Below are 18,126 nucleotides of genomic sequence, written 5' to 3' on the forward strand. Positions count from 1 at the left end.
GCGGATAGTTGGTACGTCGCCATGCGGCCGGCGCAGAAGCGGGGTATGGCTGAGCGGAAAACTACCTAGTCCACTTCGAAGGCTAGCCATCAGTCCTGGGGCTGATTAGTTTAGTTGGTTTCTGTCAGGAGCAGGCGCACGGGCTGGCGATTGCCGGCCCGTACCGTTAACCACCGGGTCAGGCGCTGCACTTCGGCGGCAGGCAGGGCCGGAGTGGCTCGCACCGAAACGACCAAGGTGGTATCCGCCCGCAGGGAGTCCGCTGCGGCATGCACCAGCTGACTGAGGGCTAACTGCCGCACGGCGGGGTGCTCGGCCTGCACCTCGCGCAGCAGCACTTCGGGCGCCGGCAGGCGGGCGATGCTGGCGGACTGCTGACTAAGTACCTGTTGCAGCTGCGCTAGGCGGGCATCATAGCCGGCCAGGGTCTGCTCATTATGACTGCGCATGTCCTCCAGCAGGCTGGTGCGCAGGGCGCGGGCATCGGCCGAGTCCAGCTGGGCCAGCCCCTGGCGCACGGTGAGCCGGGCGCGGCGCAGCTGGTACTCCGCCAGCCGGGCCCGCACGGCCCGCAGCTGGGCAGCCGTGAGAATCCGGCCCGTGAGCAGCACGTTGATGCTGCGCTTTTCGGCCTCAATGCGCCGCGTGATGACATAAGTGCCCGGCAGGTTCAGCTCCTCGTCCACAAAGCGCTGGGCGTTGTGCTCGAAGGTGGTGCGCTGCACGATGCCGGCGGCCAGATACACGCTGGGCACGGCCGTGAGCAGGGCCACCGCCCAGAACAGCAGCTTGGTGCGCCGGGCCTGCCGGCGGTTTACAAACGCGTGGTGCGGAAGCGGCAGGATGCGCGCCACCAGGAACATGGCCAGGCTGATGAAGGCCGCATTAATACAAAACAGGTACAGGGCCCCCGCCAGAAACGACCAGTGGGCCGTGGCCAGCCCGTAGCCGGCCGTGCACAGGGGCGGCATTAGGGCCGTGGCGATGGACACGCCCGGCACCACGTTGCTCACCTCACGCCGGGTGAAGCCGATGGCCCCAGCTGCTCCGCCAAACAAGGCGATGGCCACGTCCCAGGTGGTGGGCGTAGTGCGGGCCAGCAGCTCGGACCCGGCCCCGGTCAGGGGCGTGAGGTAGAAATATAGGGCCGACACCAGTACGCTGAGCCCGGCGGCGATGCCCAGGTTCTTCAGCCCCCGGCGGACCAGGTCCACGTTGATCGTCGCCGCCCCGAAGCCCACGCCCACAATCGGCCCCATCAGCGGGGAGATGAGCATGGCGCCGATAATCACCGCCGAAGAGTTGACGTTCAGCCCCACGGAAGCCACCAGAATGGCGAAAAACAGCACCCATAGATTCGTGCCTTTAAATGCAATGCCCGCCTCCACGTCGGCCACCATCTCGGCTGGATCGGCCATGTCGTGGGCTAGGTCGAAGCGGGAGTGCAGCCAGCGGAGGAAAGGGAAATCCATGCAAACAAGTTAAGGAGGCAAGCGGTGGCCCGGGGAAAGAACGCGGTGCGCCGCCTACTCGGCTTCCAGCCAGGCAGTCGCCTGGGTGATGTCGTCAAACAGAGCCACGTCCGCGTAGCGACGCAGGACCAGCACTACCTCGTCGGTATGCAGGCGGCGCTGTGGGTCCGGGCTGGGCAGGGCGGCGTAGCGCACCCGTGGTACTCCCTCCGTCGAGTGGGGAAACCAGTGGGACAGCAGCCAGTCGCGGTCCACGGGGTCGAACGCGCCGGGCATCGCCCTGTTATCAGCCAGGATCCGGCGCAGCTTATAGCGCAGCATCAGGTTACGGGCGTGCACGTAAAGCGCACGCAACTCCTCACTACGCAAGGGCGCCCCCGACCAGTGCAGGTAGACAAAAGAACCGGGGACGTACAGCACCGACCCGATGGCGTTGGAAAAGTAATGTTTTGAGTCTCCGAGCATCAATACCAATTATCCTAGGCCGTCCAACAACGGAATCAGCCGCTACCCAGCTAACAGCAGCCCCCAGCAAGGAGGGTTCAACCGGAGCTATAACGGGAAGCCAAGCGCAAAGGACGAGAATAAACCGCGAACCCAGCCCGGCCACTACTTTTAGGTGGGGCGGGCGCAAGAGGAAGCTCTTTGGGTACAGGGGTAGCGGGGCTGGGTGGTCCGCCCCCTGATGCGAAATGATAGGCAGGCCGCTCGACACCGGCGCGGCCCGATGCCCCTGCTTGCCATAGGTGCTTCACATCAGAATCAGCTCCCTGTCACATTTCTTAAACGCTTCTTAAAGAGTGGTGACAACCGAGTAGTGAGATTCCGCGAATCTTTCCATGTCAGCCCGTACGGGAGTAGCAAGTCGGTCGGTAAGCCGTACCGCTACTGAGGACTCGGTAATGGGTTGAGCCGTTGCCGTGACGACAGCCCCATCGTTGGTCAGCAGGGTAACGAAGGGCTGGTAGGTGCCCCGCGTGGTGTGCAGGTTGTTGTGGCCCTCATCAAACAAGAGCCTAGGCCTGTTGCTCGAATACGTGGGCTGCAGCACTGTGGCATCAAACTCCTGATCTACCACCGCTAAAGGCCTTTCCCGGCATCCCCAAAAGGAGCCTGTCAACAGCACGAGTAACAGCATTTTCTTCATCATGGGAGTAAGTTACAGGTTCCGTAGGCAAGGCGTGGCACTCCCCCTTCGTTCACCTGGTTGCTACAGACCCAACCATGCTTTAAAGGCAGCGGCCCGGCTGCTGCTCACCAGCTGCTCCTGGGCGCTGGGCGGGGTGAGCACCAACGACAAGCGGCCCTTGAAGTAGGGGCGCACTTCCTGCACGGCGGCGATGTGCACCATGAAGTGGCGGCTGGTGCGAAAGAACTGGCGGCCATCAAGCTGTTCTTCCAGCTGATCGAGGGTGAAGTTGACAATGAACCGGGCGCCGGATTTGGTGACTAGAAACACCACGCCTTCTTCGGCGAAAAAGTAGGCCACTTCGTCGGCCGACACCGATTTCAATCCCTGGCCCTGCTTCACCATAAACCGGGTGCGCACCGTGGCCGTGGCCTGTACCAGGTGCTGCAGATTGCCCAAAAGGCCTTGGGGCAGGTGGTGGCGCTGCAGCTCTTCGTGCTTTTTGAGGGCTTTGGCCACGTCTTCGGGCCGGATGGGCTTGAGCAGGTAATCAACGCTGTTGACCTTGAATGCCTCGATAGCATACTCGTTGTAGGCGGTGGTGAAGATAACCGGGCACTTAACCTCCACCTGCTGGAAAATGCCGAAGCTGTTGCCGTCGGACAGGTGGATGTCGCAGAAAATCAGGTCCGGGATTTGATGCAGCGTCAGCCACTGCACGGCTTCTTCCACTGAGCCAATGGCCGCCACGATGGTAGCCTGCGGGCGCAGGCGGGTGATCAGGCTGGCCAGCGCCTCGGCCGCCAGCTGCTCGTCTTCGATAATCAGAACGTTCATACGGCAGGGGCGACGGGCAGCAAGGGGAGCCGCACGGTAAAGGTATCGGGCGTGGGCACAACCTCAACGGGCGTAGAAGTCAGGTGCTGGTAGCGGTTGACGATGTTTTGCAGGCCCAGTCGGGTGCTGGGCTCCTGCTCCAGGCGGGGCTGGCGGTTGTTTTCCACCACCAGGTAGTCGCCGGTCACGAAGATGCGCACGCGCAGGGGGCGGCGGTTGGTGGCGCCATTATGTTTGATGGCGTTTTCGAGCAGCAGCTGCAGCACGGCCGAGGGCACCTGGCAGGCCTGCTGCGCGGCGGGCACATCCACGGTATACTCCAGGGTGTCGCCGAAGCGGGTTTTCATCAGATAGAGGTAGGTGTCGGCCAGTTCCAGCTCGTCGTGCAAGGCCACGGTAGGCCGGACGCTGTGGGCTAGCACGGCCCGGTACACGCCCGACAGCCTGTGCAGAAACTCGACCGCCTGGTCCTGGTTTTTGTAAATCAGCGAGCCGAGCACGTTCAGGCTGTTGAATAGAAAGTGAGGGTTGACCTGGCTTTTCAGGGCTTCGAGCTGGGCGCGAAAGCTTTCTTTCTGCAGCTGCTCGGCACGCAAAAACTCCTGCTGCAGCCGCTGGCGCACCCGTTCGCGCTCCACAAAGTAGTAAATGAAAAGCGCCGCAACTGCGCTGAACACCATGGCCAGCCGCATGTCGGGCCCCCGAAACAGGACGGTAGGAATGAGCAGGTACTGGGGAATGAAGATGAAGAGCACGCACAGCACCACACCCGTCAGGGCCACCGCGGCACCTTCCAGCAGCGCCTTGGCCCAGTTGGGTAGGGGCATTAGGCGCGGGGCCGCTGTCCAGGCCGCAATTTCCTCGTTTACCCAGAAAAGCGTGAGCAGCTGCAGGAAGAGGAAGGGTAGCTCCACCATACCCCTGATGTTAAAAAACCAGATGGTGCCCAGCTTGATGAACACGACGGTGTAAAACCACGCTACCGCCGCTAGGGCTGCATTTATCACTCGTCGTAGCATAAGCCAGGTTCTAATAAGGTGGAAGGAGAAGTGTTTAGTCGCTGGCCCGGTTGAATTCGTCTAGCGTAGTCGTACGGTTTTTAGCCTTGAAAGCCGAGCCCCGCCGGAAGGAATAGCGCAGCTGCAGGGCCACGCTCTGGTTGCCCCGGTACAAGTCAAACGCCGTGCGGCTGCCCTCGGCCTGAAAAGCCCCGCGCAACTGGCGGGATCGGAATAGGTCCGTCACGTTTAAACTCACGTCCAGCTGCTCGAGGAGAAAGGAGCGTTTCACCCCGGCATCAACCCACCACAGCGGCCGCACCTGGTAGATGCCGTAGGCCTGCGGACCCAGGTAAATGCCGCTGACCTCAAGCTTGAGCTGGCCCGGCAGCTGCACCTGCTGGCTGGACTGCAGGAAGTAGTGCAGCCGGCGGTTGCTCACGGCCTGGCCCAGCAACTCGGTTTGGAAGTGCTGGTAGGCCATGCTGAGCGTATTGTTCATCTGCCACTTGCTGCCCAGGCGTACGGGCGCCGAGAGCGTAGCATTCAGCTGGTCGAACCGCTGCACGTTGCGCTGCTGCATAATGGTCAGCATGTCCTGCGGGCGCTGGGTAGGGATTTCGGCGATGTAGTCGCGCGTGCGGGCCACGCCCAGGGCGAGGGTATAAGTGGATTTGTAGGTCTGCGAGACCTGCCAGGTGTTGGTGTACTGGGGGCGCAGCTGGGAGTTGCCCACGGCCAGGGTGTAGGGGTCCAGGAAAAACACGAAGGGGTTCAGGTCCTCGTAGCGTGGGCGGCTGATGCGCCGGCTGTGCTGGTAGCTGACCTGATAATCCTGGCTCACGTTCTGCTGCACAAACACGCTGGGGAAAAAGTCGAGGTAGCGCCGGGCTGTGGTGGAGTCCAGCGTCAGCGAGCTGCCGGTACTGCGGGTGTACTCGGCCCGCAGGCCGGCCTGCACCTGCCACTTGGGCCCGAAGCCCGTGCTCAGGGTGGCGTAGCCGGCCCGAATGGCTTCGCGGTACACGAAATGGTTGCTGCGCGTGGCATCGGGCAGGCGCTGCTCGCCGACGCTGTTCACCACCGCCAGCTCGTTGTCGGAGCGCACCTGGCTGAGCTTGGCGCCCAGCTCCAGTTTGGTCTTTGCAGTCAGGGGCTTGGTGTAGTCGGCCTGGGCCGCGTAGATGTCGTAGCGCACGGGGTTGTTGGTGCGCAGGCTCGAGCGCGTGGCTTGCCCGGCGCCATTGCCCGGCAGGTAGCGGTTCTCAAAGTCGCTGCGGGTGCTCTCGCGCAGGGTAACGTAGTCGGCGTCGGCCGTGAGCGTGGTGCCCAGCGTGTCCAGCTTGCCCAGGTAGTGCAGGTTGAAATTGCCGCTGGCCAGGCGGTTGGCGATAACATTGTAGCCTTCCACCCGCTGGGCACTGCTGCCCGCGCCGTTCCCCAGCTGTGTAACCGAGGTGAAGGTATTGTCCTCGGTAGCCGACACCAGGTTGGCCGTCACCCCCATGCTATGCTGGGAATTGAATTCGTAGTCGGTGCCCAGCCGCAGGGCGGGGGTGGTGCGCGTGCCGGTCTGCTCGCCCTCCTGCTCGAAGCGCACGCCGGGGCCGGCCCCGGCGAAAGTGCGGCTCAGGGTGCTGGTGCGCAGGTTGGGCCGCCGGGCCAGGTCCAGGCTGCCCACCGAGCTCCAGGCACCGCGCTTCCCGTTGAGCGTGGCCCCGGTAGTGTAGCCGGCCTGGCCGTTGTACTGCGTACCGGCGTACACGCTGCCGTTCAGGCCCGCCTGCAGTTTTTTCTTGAAGGTCAGGTTGATGACGCCGGCCGTGCCTTCGGCGTCGAAGCGGGCCGAGGGGTTGGCCATAAGCTCGAGGGTGCGCAGGTTATCGGCCGGCATGCTCTGCAGCAGGCTTTGCAGCTCCTTGCCCGTGAGGTACACCCGCTTGCCGTCGAGCAGCACCTGCACCCCGGCCTTGCCGTTGAGCTGCACGTTGCCGTCCTGGTCCACGAACACGCCCGGCGCCCGGGAGAGCACGTCGAAGACGGTGTTGCCGGCTGCCAGGGCGGTGCCCTCCACGTTCACCACCGTGCGGTCGGCCAGTTGGGTCACCAGCGGCTTCTGCGCCTGTACCGTCACTTCGCTCAGTAACTGAGCTCTGGCAGCCAGCACGACGGAACCAAAATCCCGGGAAGGAGCCGCAGTGCTTAGCTCGAAAACGGGCGACACCCACTTGTTGTAGCCCAAGCCGCTGATGTGCAGTTGATACTGACCCGCCGGCGGAGCATCCAGCCGGAAGGCCCCCTGCAGGTCGCTGACGGTGCCGCCGACAAAAGCAGAATCCTTGGGCTGCACGACCACCACATTGACAAACGGCACGGCCGCCCGCTGGGCGTCGAACACCGTGCCCGTGAGCGTGGCGACGCCTTGCGCCAAACCCCAGTGGGTTGAGCCGGAGAACACCAGGAAAAGTAAGCAGGCAAAGATGATTTTCATAGTCGGGGCGAGCGAAGTGAGCCAAAAGCCAGCTCCAGTGGCTGGGTGGCACAAAGGTCTCGGACGCCTATCCGACCTGAAATCGGAATGTGATGAAAGGGGCTATGAGTTCAATGAAATGGGATAACCTGCCTCTAAATGAACCTGCCAGGCACTTGGGATATGGGTAGTACCGACATGAAACAACACTGGGCCAGGCAGAGGCGCGGTCATTACTTGGTTACGCCATTATTTCACTCACTTTTCCACTCAATAGATATAGATAATAATTAGAAAGATTTATTACCATCTATCTACTAGCAACGGAGGTGTGATCCGCTTGCTATCGTACCTCCGTTGCTACTCAATAGCACGCTTGCGTTTCTAGCCGATAGGGTCTTATAAGGTTTATGAAACGCACGTTCAACAGGTGTTAGGAGCGCCCGCGCGCAGGGTGTTGAGCCGCCCGGTGCCCGTTCCGGACGCGGCAGGCGTTTCCTCTTAGGGAGCTCGATTTATCCTGTATCTTGTTGTAAAGCCATCAGCATGACTCCCGTGGAACTCTTTGCGCCCCTGCCTGCCCGCTTAGCCTCGCGCTACCAGCGGGCCCAGCACGTGCATACGACTTATGATTGCTTTGGGGCCGTGGCGGCGGAATACACCTTTTTTACTGGCCCCCAGGTGCTGTATGTGCGCTGGCAGGGCCATGTGACGAGCGATGAGCTGGTGCGCGCTGCCCAGGTGGGCCTACAGCTAAATTTACAGTGGCAACCCCGAGGCCTGTTTCATGACACACGGGGGACCAGCGGGGAGTGGGGAGAAGCCTGCTCCTGGGTGGTGCATGAATGGATTCCCAGCATCCAAGCCCAATGCCCGCACCTACGCGGCATCGCCTTCTTGCTCGAGCAGGGGATGCCCATGCCGTATGCCAACCAGCAACTGATGGGGCATCTGCGCGAGCAATTTGAGCTTCACGTCTTTTACTCGCCCACCTTAGCCTGGCAGTGGCTAGATGAGCGCACCAAGGGCGCCGCTTAACGCTGAAAGGCAGTCAAATGACTGCCCCGACGGGCAGGTAAACCGCTCGTATGGCGTCCTGCAAATTCTAAGTAGGCATGTATTCTAATGATCTGAATGTTTTTGAAATGGCCTACTTCCTAACCGTGTACTCGACCACCTCCTACTACAGAGCAGCATCGCTTACCCTAACGTTTCGTGTATGCTACCTGGCCGTTGGGGTAAGCATTGGCGATGCTGTCCAGCTCGCCAAAAGAGGTCTTCTTATCCGGGGTGGTTGTTCCGTTATACTGCGCATGCAAATCAAACACCGTCTTCCCTGCGGTAATGGTATAATCCCCGGTCAAGGCCAACTGGCTATTGGCCCCGGCTACGGCCGTCGCTTTGATCACTAAAACCGGATGGCCGAGACTCACTAAAGTTTTCGGCGAGCAGACCAGGGTCAGAACCTCTCTATCTAGCTTCTCAACCGTGTACCCTTCCTGCGCTAATACCTGCCCTAGTTTGTGCAGGGCCGTGGCCGCACTATCGGGCGTTTGTACCAAAACGGTATTTGCCCCTTTAAAAGGCGTGGCCAGCACCAGACCAGACTTCGTTTGTCCAACGCTAGAAAAGCTCAGGAAGAGGAGGATAGCGAGCGCGCAGCAAGTTTTCATGGCCCAACAATACAAAATTTAGTGGTGGATCCAATCCCGATAAATCAGACGCGTTCCGGCCGGCATATAACGTTTATCAATCGCTCCTTAAAGAGCGGTGACAACCGAGTGAATACGTTCCGATAAAGTTTACGGAGCAGACCCTAACTAAAGGCAGCGATAAAGACGGATAAAGCTCACTTGTCAGTCCTTCCAGAAGAGGTGGGAAAATGCCGTTTTTTCGCGCCTTTATTCCTGATATACCCTATCGGACTTCAGATGCTTGCATTACACTGCTACCTCTACCCATGCACCCAGATGTGCCTTGCAAATGCTTTTCGGCGACCCGCTTTTTGTAGCTTGCGTACCTTCTGGTGATTTCCTGTTTTCTGTTGCCTCGTTATCTGTTTCAGCCTTGAGTTTATTCCATCATCTTTTGGCTAACAGCCCATACAGCCCATACAGCCCATACAGGCTGCTGGCGCTGGTCGTGCTCGTATTAGGCGGGCAGATCTCGGCCGTTCATGCGCAAAGTTTTGGTGCGCCGATGCTCTATGCTGTCGGCGCTAATCCGCAGGGGGTTGCCCTAGCTGATGTGAACGGGGACGCTCGCCCGGATTTGGTGGTGACCTGCTCCTACGCTAACGCAATAAATGTGCTGCTATCACAGCCGGGCGGCACCTTTGCTCCGGCGCAATCATATGCCATAGGTTCGTTCCCAATCCGCGTCACCGTGGCCGACGTGAACGAAGACGGGCTTCCCGACATTTTAGCGGCCCTGCAATGGAATGCGGGTATTGGCGTAATGCTAAACTCCCGAACTGCCCCGGGTACCTTCCTGCCACCGACCCTTCTTTATACCCAGGGATATCCCCGCAGCCTGGCGGTGGGTGACGTTAATAGGGACGGGCACCTGGACATTGTTGGGCTTAACCTCAGTGGGGGTACCGTGGGGGTGCTCCTGAATTCTGCTGTCGCTCCGGGTACATTCCCAGCGACAGCCACGACCTATGCCACTGGAGGCAACAATGCAGTAGGCGTTGCTCTGGGTGACGTCAATGGCGACGGGTGGTTGGACCTGGTCGTCTGTGGGGGCGGTATCGGTCAAGTGGGTGTACTACTCAACCGGGCTGCTTCTGCTGGAGCATTTGCCCCAGTAGTGCACTATGGTAGCGGAGGAACTTACCCCCAGGACCTAGCCGTCGGTGATTTAAACGCAGATGGAAGGCCTGACATTGTAGTAGCTGGGGGCAACAACGCACAAGTTGGGATATTGCTGAACTCGGCTACGGCTCCTGGTGTGTTTCCCGCCATGGCAACGACCTACAGCACCGGTTCACAAACAGCCTATAGCGTCGAGCTGGGTGATATGAATGGGGACCGGCAAGTTGATATTGTTACCGGCAGCTATGTAGCTGATTCGATTAGTTCTACTGTTGGGGTCTTACTGAACTCAGCCGCTACCCCGGGTTCCTTCTCAGCCGGATTCACGCATTTTGCCAGTGGGGGTCTTAGTGCCCACGATGTATCCCTAAATGACGTGGACGGGGACGGAGGGCTGGATATTGCCACCGTCAATTACGTCAGCTCCACCGTGGCTGTGTTGCGCAACACCGGCACCATCCTTCCTACCCTATCAAGTCGCCGCCCGGTTGAGTTGGTACTTTTCCCTAACCCAGCCCGCTTCACTGTGACGGTGCGACTGGATGAGACGGCCCCACACCAAGGCCTGCAACTGGTGCTGATCGACGCGACTGGTCGTAGGACGAAACCCCTACCCGTCATCAGCACCCATGGGAAGCGAATGGTAGAGCTGGGTCAGCAGCCGGCCGGCTTGTATCTAGTGCGTGTAGAGGGACCAAAGGGGTACGTGGCGACGAAGCGCCTGGCGATAGAGTAAGAAGCCGACTTCCAGGCTTGCGTAAAAGAAGATAGGTACAGGAGCAATAAGGTCCGTTACCCTTCGCTTATGATAAGTTAGCCAGATACTTCCGTCCTAGGTTGGTCACATAGGCCGCTCCCAAGAGAAGGCATCACGTGGCGCCCCCGCCCGGCAGGCTGTCCACCGGTACCGAGGCTTTTCGGGTTAACCGAGACCACCGTTACAAAGGGCCATCCAGGTTCCCGTCGTTCACCCAGACTCTTTACGGGTTAGCGGGAGAATCCGAAGGTATTCCGCCACGTCTCGTCGCTATGGCGGGGTCTGATCTGTCCAGAAACCAGCGGAAGGTGATGGGCATCCCGTGGACGGATGATGGAATACTCCTCGGCTGTGATGGGATGACCATCGTACCGCACCCGGTCCTGGCGCGAGGACTCGATTCGGCTGGTCCATTCCGGGTTGGTAGAAGACAGCCCCACTTTTTCCGGGGACTCCCTGCGAACGACGGGCGCCTCCTGGTCGGTGGATGGGCCAAAGAGGACTTTTGGAGTAGCCTTTTAACCAAGGCCCCTTCTATCCCCTCGGATGGGACCTTCTTCAAGGGGTGCGTCGGCAGAGAGGGCATGGGCCAGAGGAGGTACTAGAAAAGCCCCTTCTAAGCGAGTAGAAGGGGCTTTTTTGGCGGCGAAAGCGGGCCGGAACTAGGGGTTCACGTGCTTGCGCTTATTGCGGCGACGCTCTTGGGCCTTCTTGACGCGGCGGTGGAGGGTCTCCCGGGTGATGTCCGTCTGCTGAGCAGCAGCCGGGGTGGTTTCGGACTTAGTGGTCTTGGTTGTCATACAAAAAGAAGTTACGTTCTGCCCAAAGATATCGTTCTTCGGCATAGGGGGGCGCCACCTTCTCCCATCCTCGCTCTACCACCGCCGGAAGGATTCGGCCAGAGCCTGGTCGTAGCCGTTACCCCGCTCGCTCCTGCTCGTTAGGGCCTCGTGGGCTTGGTACTGCCAGGGGTCGTCTGCACGCGGGGCCACGCCCAGCCCCGGAGGACTTAGTGGGCAGTGAAAAGGCGGGCAGGTATCCGATGCGTTCGGGGTGCCTAGTCCTGGCTTTTGACGATAGGTCATCCGAATCCAGCCAGAAATAGTCCGGCTGGCTGACTCCACTAAGGGTGGCGTACTGGTAAAGTTAAGGCCGAACGTCTCACCAGTACCACCCCTCAGTTCATCGCTTTATAACGTTTAATAAATGGACGTTCAACGGGTGTTATTTGCTCTTTGGTAAGAAAGGCAGGTTCCGCCCACCAAGGTTCCAAAGCAGGTGGTTAGTGGCCTGCGGGGAAAGCAACGAAATGATTCGGGAGCGGAATGAAACGGGTCCCACTAATACTCGGCAGACAAGGTCGCATAGCCGCCAGCACTGGGGACCAGGCAGGTTCAACTCTCTGCGAGGGTGGTTGCTGGCCAGCTCCCTTGTGCGGCTACCACGGGCCGGCTATGCCTTCTCCTAGAAGCAAAAAGTCCAACCGGAAAGGTTTGGCTTGGCTGGCTTAAGGGGCAATCAGGACGGAAAAATTTTATCACAAAGGAGAAGTCATCTAGTTAACGTCAGAACGGTGCAGTGGCAACAGTACTAAAAAGTATAAGCAGCTCCATCAGCTACCAATTACGGTAAGCGGGATATTGTGCGTCTCCTTCAAATACATTTCGGTTACGGCTAATATATCCAGCTGTTGAGGCGTAGCCCCCGGCGTCCATACTCCGGGGTGAACGATGAAAACTGAATAGCTCACGGCTTCACTTCGCATTCGATTTTCAAGCTGTTTAAGAATGGCTAAGTCCCCCCGCTCGAACCTTGTCTCTGAGGCGCCATGGGATTTGCGGCCCTGCTCGCGTAGTCGCAGGTGTTCAAAAATTTTGCCTTTACCAGCCGCCCAGCGAGCACTTTTTTGGGCTTGCCCGCAAACCTCATAGAGGTCTTTGATCCGGCTACCGGGTCGGGCACCCCCTGAAAATTTGCAGTGATACAGCTCAATGTTGATTTGACCATGATCGCTTTTGATAGTCACAATGTCCGCTGCTTCCCCCTTGTCATCGTCGTCAAAGATGATGTCATAGTTTGCTTGCTTCAGGCGCTGAATGGTATGATGTTGAACCGTATGGGGAGTACGCTGCCTGCCTTGGGACTCTTTTGTAAGGTCGACCCCCGGCCAAGGCCACGACACGATCCGCGAAGCGCTGAACGCATCCTGCACATCCGAAAGCTGGGCAAACATCCCATCCCGAATGAGAGAGCGGTCATGAAAGAGAATAGTCGGCGGTTCGTCTTCAAACCACTCCGTAAGGGTTTTTTCCTCGGTCTTGATTCGGACCCTTGCTGCGCCTTGAACGGGCACATACTCAACGCCGGAACCCGTAAACCGCATCTCATAGGTAGCATGTCGACTGCCGCTGGCAAGGTTAAACTGAATCGGACTGGTGCTATCCAGCGTTACGATCTCCAGCTCTACCTGATACAAATTTTCCCAATCCTGCCCATTGATGGAAAACTCAATAATGTGTTCCGGCCGGGCAATAACATTGGCAGACCAGTCCACGGCAATGGGAACAGCTGGTGGGCGCTGGGTGAGTTCTTGGTACCGTACCACTTTGCGCAGGATATCGGTCAGCGTAATGCTGGAATCCTGAATTTTGCTGCCGATGTGCTTGCACCAATCCACCCATTCAGGAATATCCTGTGCATTGCGAGAAAGCCAGAAGCGGCCTTTGGCCGAGCACCCAATGCTGGTTGCCTTCCCCGCCCGAAATCCTAAACCGAAAATATTGGACTTGGTCTTATTCTGCTCCTGGGCCTCGGAAAGGGCTAACAAAATGTTGTAGCCCGCCATCATGGTGAAGCTGACGGCCTTTCTAAGCGTATGGTTCAGCCCCAGATTCGTTAGGGTAAGCTGGTTCATGTCATGTAAGACCCGAAAGACATCCTCGCCCTGCTTTCGTTGAACCGTAGGGCCCGCCACGGCTTTGGCTAAGTCCAAATGAAAAGTCATGGGGATGGTGCTGTTGATGAAAAGCAGCTTCCGGGCCTCATCCCAGTACAGCACAAACAAATTCCAGTTTACATCCAGTAAGTCCCGCACCTTGCCCCATTCCACCAGGGAACGTGCTTGCGTTACGCACACCGCCACTTTTTCCTGGTGATTAATGAGCGGGGCCTCCAGTAACTTCTTCTCCCCAAAGAAGGCTGCCAGATTATCCGACGTCCAGTTGACACAGGATGTCTCATAGACCACGGTATTCATTTTGGGGGTGATGTTTTGCAAGGAAAGCAGCTTAGGGGCCGGAGAGAAGCCGCCCACGAACTGTGATAAGCGGAGCCGGTTGCCCGTGGCTTGGGCACTTACTTCTCGCAGCAGTTCATTCCAGTCAGCGCACTCCGCGTACAATTCCCGGAGGTCCTCACCCACTTGAATATCGCCCAGGTTAGCCACAATGGTCGCATTGCCTAAAGCAACTTGATGGCGGGTAAAACGCCCGACAAATTGTAGGGTGACTGCCAGGCTTTTGTGGACATTGTGTAGCGCGGCGATCTTCAGCTCAGGAAGGTCAAAACCTTCGCCAAACATATTCACACATACCAGAATGCGGGCTTCCCGGCTCATCAAGGCCGCTAGCCCGGCTGCACATTCGGTTTTGCTTATTTCCGAATGAATCACGACCGCTTTTACATCCTCGAAACCAGCATAGGCAGCATAAATCTGGTCGGCCCTGTGGGTGGTGTGTGCCCGCGCCATGAGCAGATGGTCAAACCCGGCCGCCAGGTCTCTTCTGAGGATGTCCACTGCTTTCGCAGCAATCACTGCATCCGCTTTGTCTTCGTCCCATTCGGTCACGGGGTCAAACGTTACCGGGAGAAAGTACTTCTCTTGTTGGGCCTTCTTTAGCGGGTAATTGAAGATAATAGTACCCTCCATATGCTTACCGTCATTTCGGAAAGGGGTCGCGGTGAATTGCAGGATGGGTTTTCGGCTGAACTTATCACTTACGTAGGTCCAGGTGCTTGCCGGCAGATGGTGCGCTTCATCCACAAACAGATGAGAGCACATCTCCTCCAGCTGGCTGAGTGCAGGGTCTTCGCAACCTTGTAGCACTTGGATGTTGGTAATAATTACATTGGAGGCCGCAATGGTAGCTTCCATTTGCGCGGCAGTAGTCAGCTGCTTTGTTAGGCAGGTAACTATCGGAAATAAGGCTCCGTCGCCTACCACCCCCAGCTTTTTGAGTAAGCCTAGGGTAAGGAATTTACGCTCAATCTGTCCTCGCAAGGCCAGATTGGGCACCACGACCAGCAAGCGCGGTAGTCGTTGCTGCACCAGCAGGGCCAGCATCGTTTCCGTTTTGCCCGTGCCCGTTGGCATAACAATAGTGGCCGGTTGCTGGCTCACTTTCCAATGTGCCAGTGCCGCGTAGAGGGCTCCGGTTTGCGGAGGACGCAAGCCGTATTGAATGATGTTGTCGCCTTCCACCTCCTCTTCTTGAAAGAAGAATTGCTTGCGCCACGACTCCCGAACTTCCGCGGGATTGGCTGCCTCGGTTGTCGTCATGGCCCGTGGCGCCAGCCATTTGGCCTTGATCGCTTTACTTTCCTCCTTTGAGGTGGGAAAGCTACCTGTCGTGGTGTACAGTAGCTTCTCCCCGTTTGCTGGTACAGAGCGGCTGTTCTTCACGACCTGGATGATTTGTCCAGCCATGACACCTTGCGTCAGCCCGGCATCGACTTCCGCTTCGATCACCATCTCTTGAACGCCGGTAGCCAATTGCCGCACGGTGCTGTGGTGAACCTTGGCATCCAGTCGGTAATGCTCCGGCAAATGGTATATAAATTCTCCCATTATCAAGATAATGTCACAAAGGATATGAAATACTATGCCGGACGGGCGGACAAGAACAGCCATCAACCTCTGACTTCCACGCCATGGGGCTTATCGTAAACTGGTGCTGCTCAGGAAGCCGTTTTATCTTACTGCGGCTCATAAATTGATTTGAAGGCCGCAATAACCTGTTCGAAAGCTTCGTCTGTCAGCAAGAAAGCACTAGCAGGGTCAGGCTTGTCAAGCATTGCCGCCTGGCCGTTAACTTCGATAATGGGGAATTCCAGAATGAAATCCTGCTGAGAAACCTCGGCTTTGAATTCAGGGGTTAAGCTATGGTATACTTGGGCCAGCTTTGCCTCAAAGGCGGCTTGCTTTTGAAAATTGAACATAAGAATGAGAATAGGAGGGATGATCTAATTCGCTAAAATAGAGGCTTCCCGCTGTCCTGCCCTTTTTGAATTGCTTTAAATCGGGTTAGCGTGGAAATTCGCTTGTAAGGATTTCAAAGTCATGGTCAAATGGAGGCCAGCAGCTAGAAGCTAGCCCGTGCCAAGTTTGTAACTCAGTTTAGGCACATAAGTAGTGTAATGATACTGGGATGGCCATTGTGAATAGTGACCATTTCTTAACACAATAGGTAGCGAATAGCTCGGGGTTATCACTACCCATGTTTCACCGATAAGTCTCACTTATCGGCCTCCAATCCTTGGTTGAATTTTATGGATTTCCCAGCTCCCAATGATCGTTCGACGGGGCTGTGGTATTAGGCATTAAGCGACTGCTTCCGTAAGAGCAGTGTCATCTAGATGGCGTTTATAACAATCACTGGAAAATCTGGCGCTTTCTTAGCGTCGAGCCAGTGCACCTTGCCGTCTTGATCAAAAGCCTTTAGCAGTTTCGTTGCTCGCTCATTAAAGCCAGCAGAAATAAACGTGACTAGTGGTGAGAAGGTGGCTGTATTCCACTTGTCAATATTCTTAGGTATTGAAACGTTCAGCGTTGGGGTTGCTTGTAGAATCTCTTCTATGCCCGCAGCTGAGCCAGCCCCATTCGAAGCTAGGAGGTGTTCCATTTTCTGCTTGAAACCTGTATGTTTCTGAGCAAACCCTGCATAAAGGACATCAAAGTCCCCGTCAAATTTCTTCAACCCTTCTGCTTTAAGTTGCTCTCTAAGGGCGACATCCTCCCCCAATGCTTTAGCTAATGCTCTAGCCACCTTTTCGTAGTGACCAGCTCGTTCGGTAGCAGTTACTGCACTATGGACAACTGTAGCCATAGGCTGTGGATTCTCATCCGCTGTCTTCTCAGTGTCACATCCTACCATTGTCATTATCGCCGCACATACCATTCCCACACTTAATAAGCGAGTAATCTGATTTTTGAACATTATTGGGAGTTGAAAATATGATTATTAAAACACAGGTGTTAATTTAATAGTCGCGACACGTACACCTAATGGCTCAAAAGTATGGTGCAATTTCCCTACTGAAAGGAATATAGCTAGGGGGTTGTGGCCATAAATAAACTTTCATTTTTTAGTACTATATAATATTGTATGTTTATGTTAGTAAGGGCTTTATCTAAGCCGCATACAATTAATCGGGGTTTACAGGTCGATTTCCAAGGATTAGGCGAACGGTAGTCGAGAGTGGAGTAGCGGCGTTTAGCGTTTTAATAGGCGATATAGTGACCGAACTCTGAGTCGAGGGGCGAAATACCTAACTTTTTGCGCTAGAGAAGACGCCTACCGCACCGAGCCGCCGTGCAAGCTGCAGGGCTCCTACCGCAACATGAACAAGCGGTCCGAGAAAGTGCGCCCCGTGATGAACGACCAAGAAATAGAGCAGCTCCTGGCCGCCCACTACGAAAGCGAAGCTCAAACCCTGACCAGCGCTACCGAAGCCAACCTGCTCAAGCTGCGCGAGCTACTCGGCTGGCTCACGTCCGAGTAAGCCGCCCGCTGGCAGCAAATCAAGCAAACCTACCTCGATAATCTGCGCAACTCCGGCACCGGCCAGCTCCTCCAGATGCTGGATAAGCTGGATAAGCTGGAGAATATTGCCGGAGGTTTGAGCGGGATTCGGGAGGTGTTAAAGCGGGAGTAGAGGCCTTTCCTGTCTCCCGCTTAACGTAATTTGACTTATCAGACAGCAAGAGGATACTTGGAACGATAGACAGCAGCCGGCAGTAATAGCACAAATCCGCTCACACAGGAACACGCAATGCCACTTTGCTCTGGTTATGGTTTCTGCATTTTCCTCCTTGCTGACAAACAGAACTACTTCATCTACTTTCCAGGTAAGTAGGTATAGAATACCATAGAGCACACCCAACATCAGTAATGCTCCCAAAAGACCTTCCGGAAGATGGTTAAGACCATAAGTAAGTTTACCCGCTCAATAAAGCGGAGCTTCAATGGATGAAACTGGGAGGGCATACATATAGGAAGAAGGAAAAAATAAAAATTTTTAGTAGTAGGGTTTCAAAAGCGGAATATACCACGTCGGACGCGAATGAATCCAGATAGACAGCGGTAACGGCCTCACAGATTTAAAAGCCTTCACTAAGATTATCGGATAAGTAGCCTTATACACTTTATTTCAGGAACAATATAAATCAAAGAGCCCCAACCTACATGGTCGGGGCTCTTTGCTTACTCAGTAAAAATATTAGTAGAATGCCAAATCCATTCGTAGGCTATTCCCATTAGGGCCGCTGCCCCTGCCCGGACAGGAAATAAGTACGGTTGGGCAGATAGGTGTTGGTGTAGACGCTGGCGGGCAGCAACGATTTTAAAATCGCCTCAAACTGCTTCTGGG

Annotated in this window: 15 protein-coding genes; 3 read left to right on the forward strand and 12 right to left on the reverse strand. The window is 56.6% G+C overall.

All coding sequences use genetic code 11. The annotated features are described in order from the left end of the window. Positions 1–110: 110 nt before the first annotated feature. From Q4G72_RS09745 to Q4G72_RS09770, 6 genes are all read right to left on the reverse strand, one after another. Positions 111–1,472, reverse strand: coding sequence for a DUF389 domain-containing protein (locus tag Q4G72_RS09745; protein WP_303311224.1), 1,362 nt, complete (start codon positions 1,470–1,472; stop codon positions 111–113). A 54-nt stretch (positions 1,473–1,526) separates the two neighbouring features. After that, a complete protein-coding gene (locus Q4G72_RS09750; protein ID WP_303311225.1) occupies positions 1,527–1,748 on the reverse strand; it encodes a hypothetical protein in 222 nt (73 codons plus the stop codon). Between the two features lie 517 nt (positions 1,749–2,265). After that, positions 2,266–2,622, reverse strand: a complete 357-nt coding sequence (locus Q4G72_RS09755) for a hypothetical protein (protein ID WP_303311226.1) — start codon at positions 2,620–2,622, stop codon at positions 2,266–2,268. A 60-nt stretch (positions 2,623–2,682) separates the two neighbouring features. Next, on the reverse strand, positions 2,683–3,438 hold the full coding sequence (locus Q4G72_RS09760) for a LytR/AlgR family response regulator transcription factor (RefSeq protein WP_303311227.1): 756 nt from the start codon (positions 3,436–3,438) through the stop codon (positions 2,683–2,685). Next, positions 3,435–4,457: a sensor histidine kinase gene (locus tag Q4G72_RS09765; protein WP_303311228.1), complete on the reverse strand. Its 1,023-nt coding sequence runs from the start codon at positions 4,455–4,457 to the stop codon at positions 3,435–3,437. The genes Q4G72_RS09760 and Q4G72_RS09765 overlap by 4 nt, the downstream gene beginning before the upstream one ends. A 34-nt stretch (positions 4,458–4,491) precedes the next feature. After that, positions 4,492–6,927, reverse strand: coding sequence for a TonB-dependent receptor domain-containing protein (locus Q4G72_RS09770; protein WP_303311229.1), 2,436 nt, complete (start codon positions 6,925–6,927; stop codon positions 4,492–4,494). A 525-nt stretch (positions 6,928–7,452) separates the two neighbouring features. Between Q4G72_RS09770 and Q4G72_RS09775 the strand changes: the two genes are divergently transcribed. Then, a complete protein-coding gene (locus Q4G72_RS09775) occupies positions 7,453–7,944 on the forward strand; it encodes a hypothetical protein (protein WP_303311230.1) in 492 nt (163 codons plus the stop codon). A gap of 167 nt (positions 7,945–8,111) precedes the next feature. On the opposite strand, the gene Q4G72_RS09780 is transcribed toward Q4G72_RS09775, so the two are convergent. Next, positions 8,112–8,579 carry a hypothetical protein gene (locus tag Q4G72_RS09780; protein ID WP_303311231.1) on the reverse strand — a complete coding sequence of 156 codons (468 nt, stop codon included), beginning with the start codon at positions 8,577–8,579 and terminating at the stop codon, positions 8,112–8,114. Positions 8,580–9,153: 574 nt separating this feature from the next. Here Q4G72_RS09780 and Q4G72_RS09785 point away from each other — a divergent pair. Continuing rightward, positions 9,154–10,458 carry a T9SS type A sorting domain-containing protein gene (locus Q4G72_RS09785; RefSeq protein WP_303311232.1) on the forward strand — a complete coding sequence of 435 codons (1,305 nt, stop codon included), beginning with the start codon at positions 9,154–9,156 and terminating at the stop codon, positions 10,456–10,458. Between the two features lie 683 nt (positions 10,459–11,141). Here Q4G72_RS09785 and Q4G72_RS09790 read toward each other — a convergent pair. From Q4G72_RS09790 to Q4G72_RS09810, 5 genes are all read right to left on the reverse strand, one after another. Next, entirely contained in the window at positions 11,142–11,279 is a 138-nt protein-coding gene (locus Q4G72_RS09790; RefSeq protein ID WP_303311233.1) for a hypothetical protein, read from the reverse strand. Positions 11,280–11,354: 75 nt separating this feature from the next. Continuing rightward, positions 11,355–11,564, reverse strand: coding sequence for a hypothetical protein (locus tag Q4G72_RS09795; RefSeq protein ID WP_303311234.1), 210 nt, complete (start codon positions 11,562–11,564; stop codon positions 11,355–11,357). Positions 11,565–12,091: 527 nt separating this feature from the next. Next, positions 12,092–15,388 carry a DEAD/DEAH box helicase gene (locus tag Q4G72_RS09800; RefSeq protein WP_303311235.1) on the reverse strand — a complete coding sequence of 1,099 codons (3,297 nt, stop codon included), beginning with the start codon at positions 15,386–15,388 and terminating at the stop codon, positions 12,092–12,094. A 65-nt stretch (positions 15,389–15,453) separates the two neighbouring features. Then, positions 15,454–15,696, reverse strand: coding sequence for a hypothetical protein (locus Q4G72_RS09805; RefSeq protein WP_303311236.1), 243 nt, complete (start codon positions 15,694–15,696; stop codon positions 15,454–15,456). 413 nt (positions 15,697–16,109) lie between these two features. Beyond that, positions 16,110–16,583, reverse strand: coding sequence for a DUF3103 family protein (locus Q4G72_RS09810; protein ID WP_303311237.1), 474 nt, complete (start codon positions 16,581–16,583; stop codon positions 16,110–16,112). Between the two features lie 514 nt (positions 16,584–17,097). Between Q4G72_RS09810 and Q4G72_RS09815 the strand changes: the two genes are divergently transcribed. Then, on the forward strand, positions 17,098–17,259 hold the full coding sequence (locus Q4G72_RS09815; RefSeq protein ID WP_303311238.1) for a hypothetical protein: 162 nt from the start codon (positions 17,098–17,100) through the stop codon (positions 17,257–17,259). Positions 17,260–18,126: the final 867 nt, after the last annotated feature.

The organism is Hymenobacter sp. BT730, assembly GCF_030542105.1.
Classification (GTDB): Bacteria; Bacteroidota; Bacteroidia; order Cytophagales; family Hymenobacteraceae; genus Hymenobacter.

Bases quoted from the DNA above. Each gene is read 5' to 3' on its own strand.
- Q4G72_RS09745 (WP_303311224.1), bottom strand. From the start codon at position 1,472: ATGGATTTCCCTTTCCTCCGCTGGCTGCACTCCCGCTTCGACCTAGCC.
- Q4G72_RS09750 (WP_303311225.1), bottom strand. From the start codon at position 1,748: ATGCCCGGCGCGTTCGACCCCGTGGACCGCGACTGGCTGCTGTCCCAC.
- Q4G72_RS09755 (WP_303311226.1), bottom strand. From the start codon at position 2,622: ATGATGAAGAAAATGCTGTTACTCGTGCTGTTGACAGGCTCCTTTTGG.
- Q4G72_RS09760 (WP_303311227.1), bottom strand. From the start codon at position 3,438: ATGAACGTTCTGATTATCGAAGACGAGCAGCTGGCGGCCGAGGCGCTG.
- Q4G72_RS09765 (WP_303311228.1), bottom strand. From the start codon at position 4,457: ATGCTACGACGAGTGATAAATGCAGCCCTAGCGGCGGTAGCGTGGTTT.
- Q4G72_RS09770 (WP_303311229.1), bottom strand. From the start codon at position 6,927: ATGAAAATCATCTTTGCCTGCTTACTTTTCCTGGTGTTCTCCGGCTCA.
- Q4G72_RS09775 (WP_303311230.1), top strand. From the start codon at position 7,453: ATGACTCCCGTGGAACTCTTTGCGCCCCTGCCTGCCCGCTTAGCCTCG.
- Q4G72_RS09780 (WP_303311231.1), bottom strand. From the start codon at position 8,579: ATGAAAACTTGCTGCGCGCTCGCTATCCTCCTCTTCCTGAGCTTTTCT.
- Q4G72_RS09790 (WP_303311233.1), bottom strand. From the start codon at position 11,279: ATGACAACCAAGACCACTAAGTCCGAAACCACCCCGGCTGCTGCTCAG.
- Q4G72_RS09795 (WP_303311234.1), bottom strand. From the start codon at position 11,564: ATGACCTATCGTCAAAAGCCAGGACTAGGCACCCCGAACGCATCGGAT.
- Q4G72_RS09800 (WP_303311235.1), bottom strand. From the start codon at position 15,388: ATGGCTGTTCTTGTCCGCCCGTCCGGCATAGTATTTCATATCCTTTGT.
- Q4G72_RS09805 (WP_303311236.1), bottom strand. From the start codon at position 15,696: ATGTTCAATTTTCAAAAGCAAGCCGCCTTTGAGGCAAAGCTGGCCCAA.
- Q4G72_RS09810 (WP_303311237.1), bottom strand. From the start codon at position 16,583: ATGGCTACAGTTGTCCATAGTGCAGTAACTGCTACCGAACGAGCTGGT.
- Q4G72_RS09815 (WP_303311238.1), top strand. From the start codon at position 17,098: ATGAACAAGCGGTCCGAGAAAGTGCGCCCCGTGATGAACGACCAAGAA.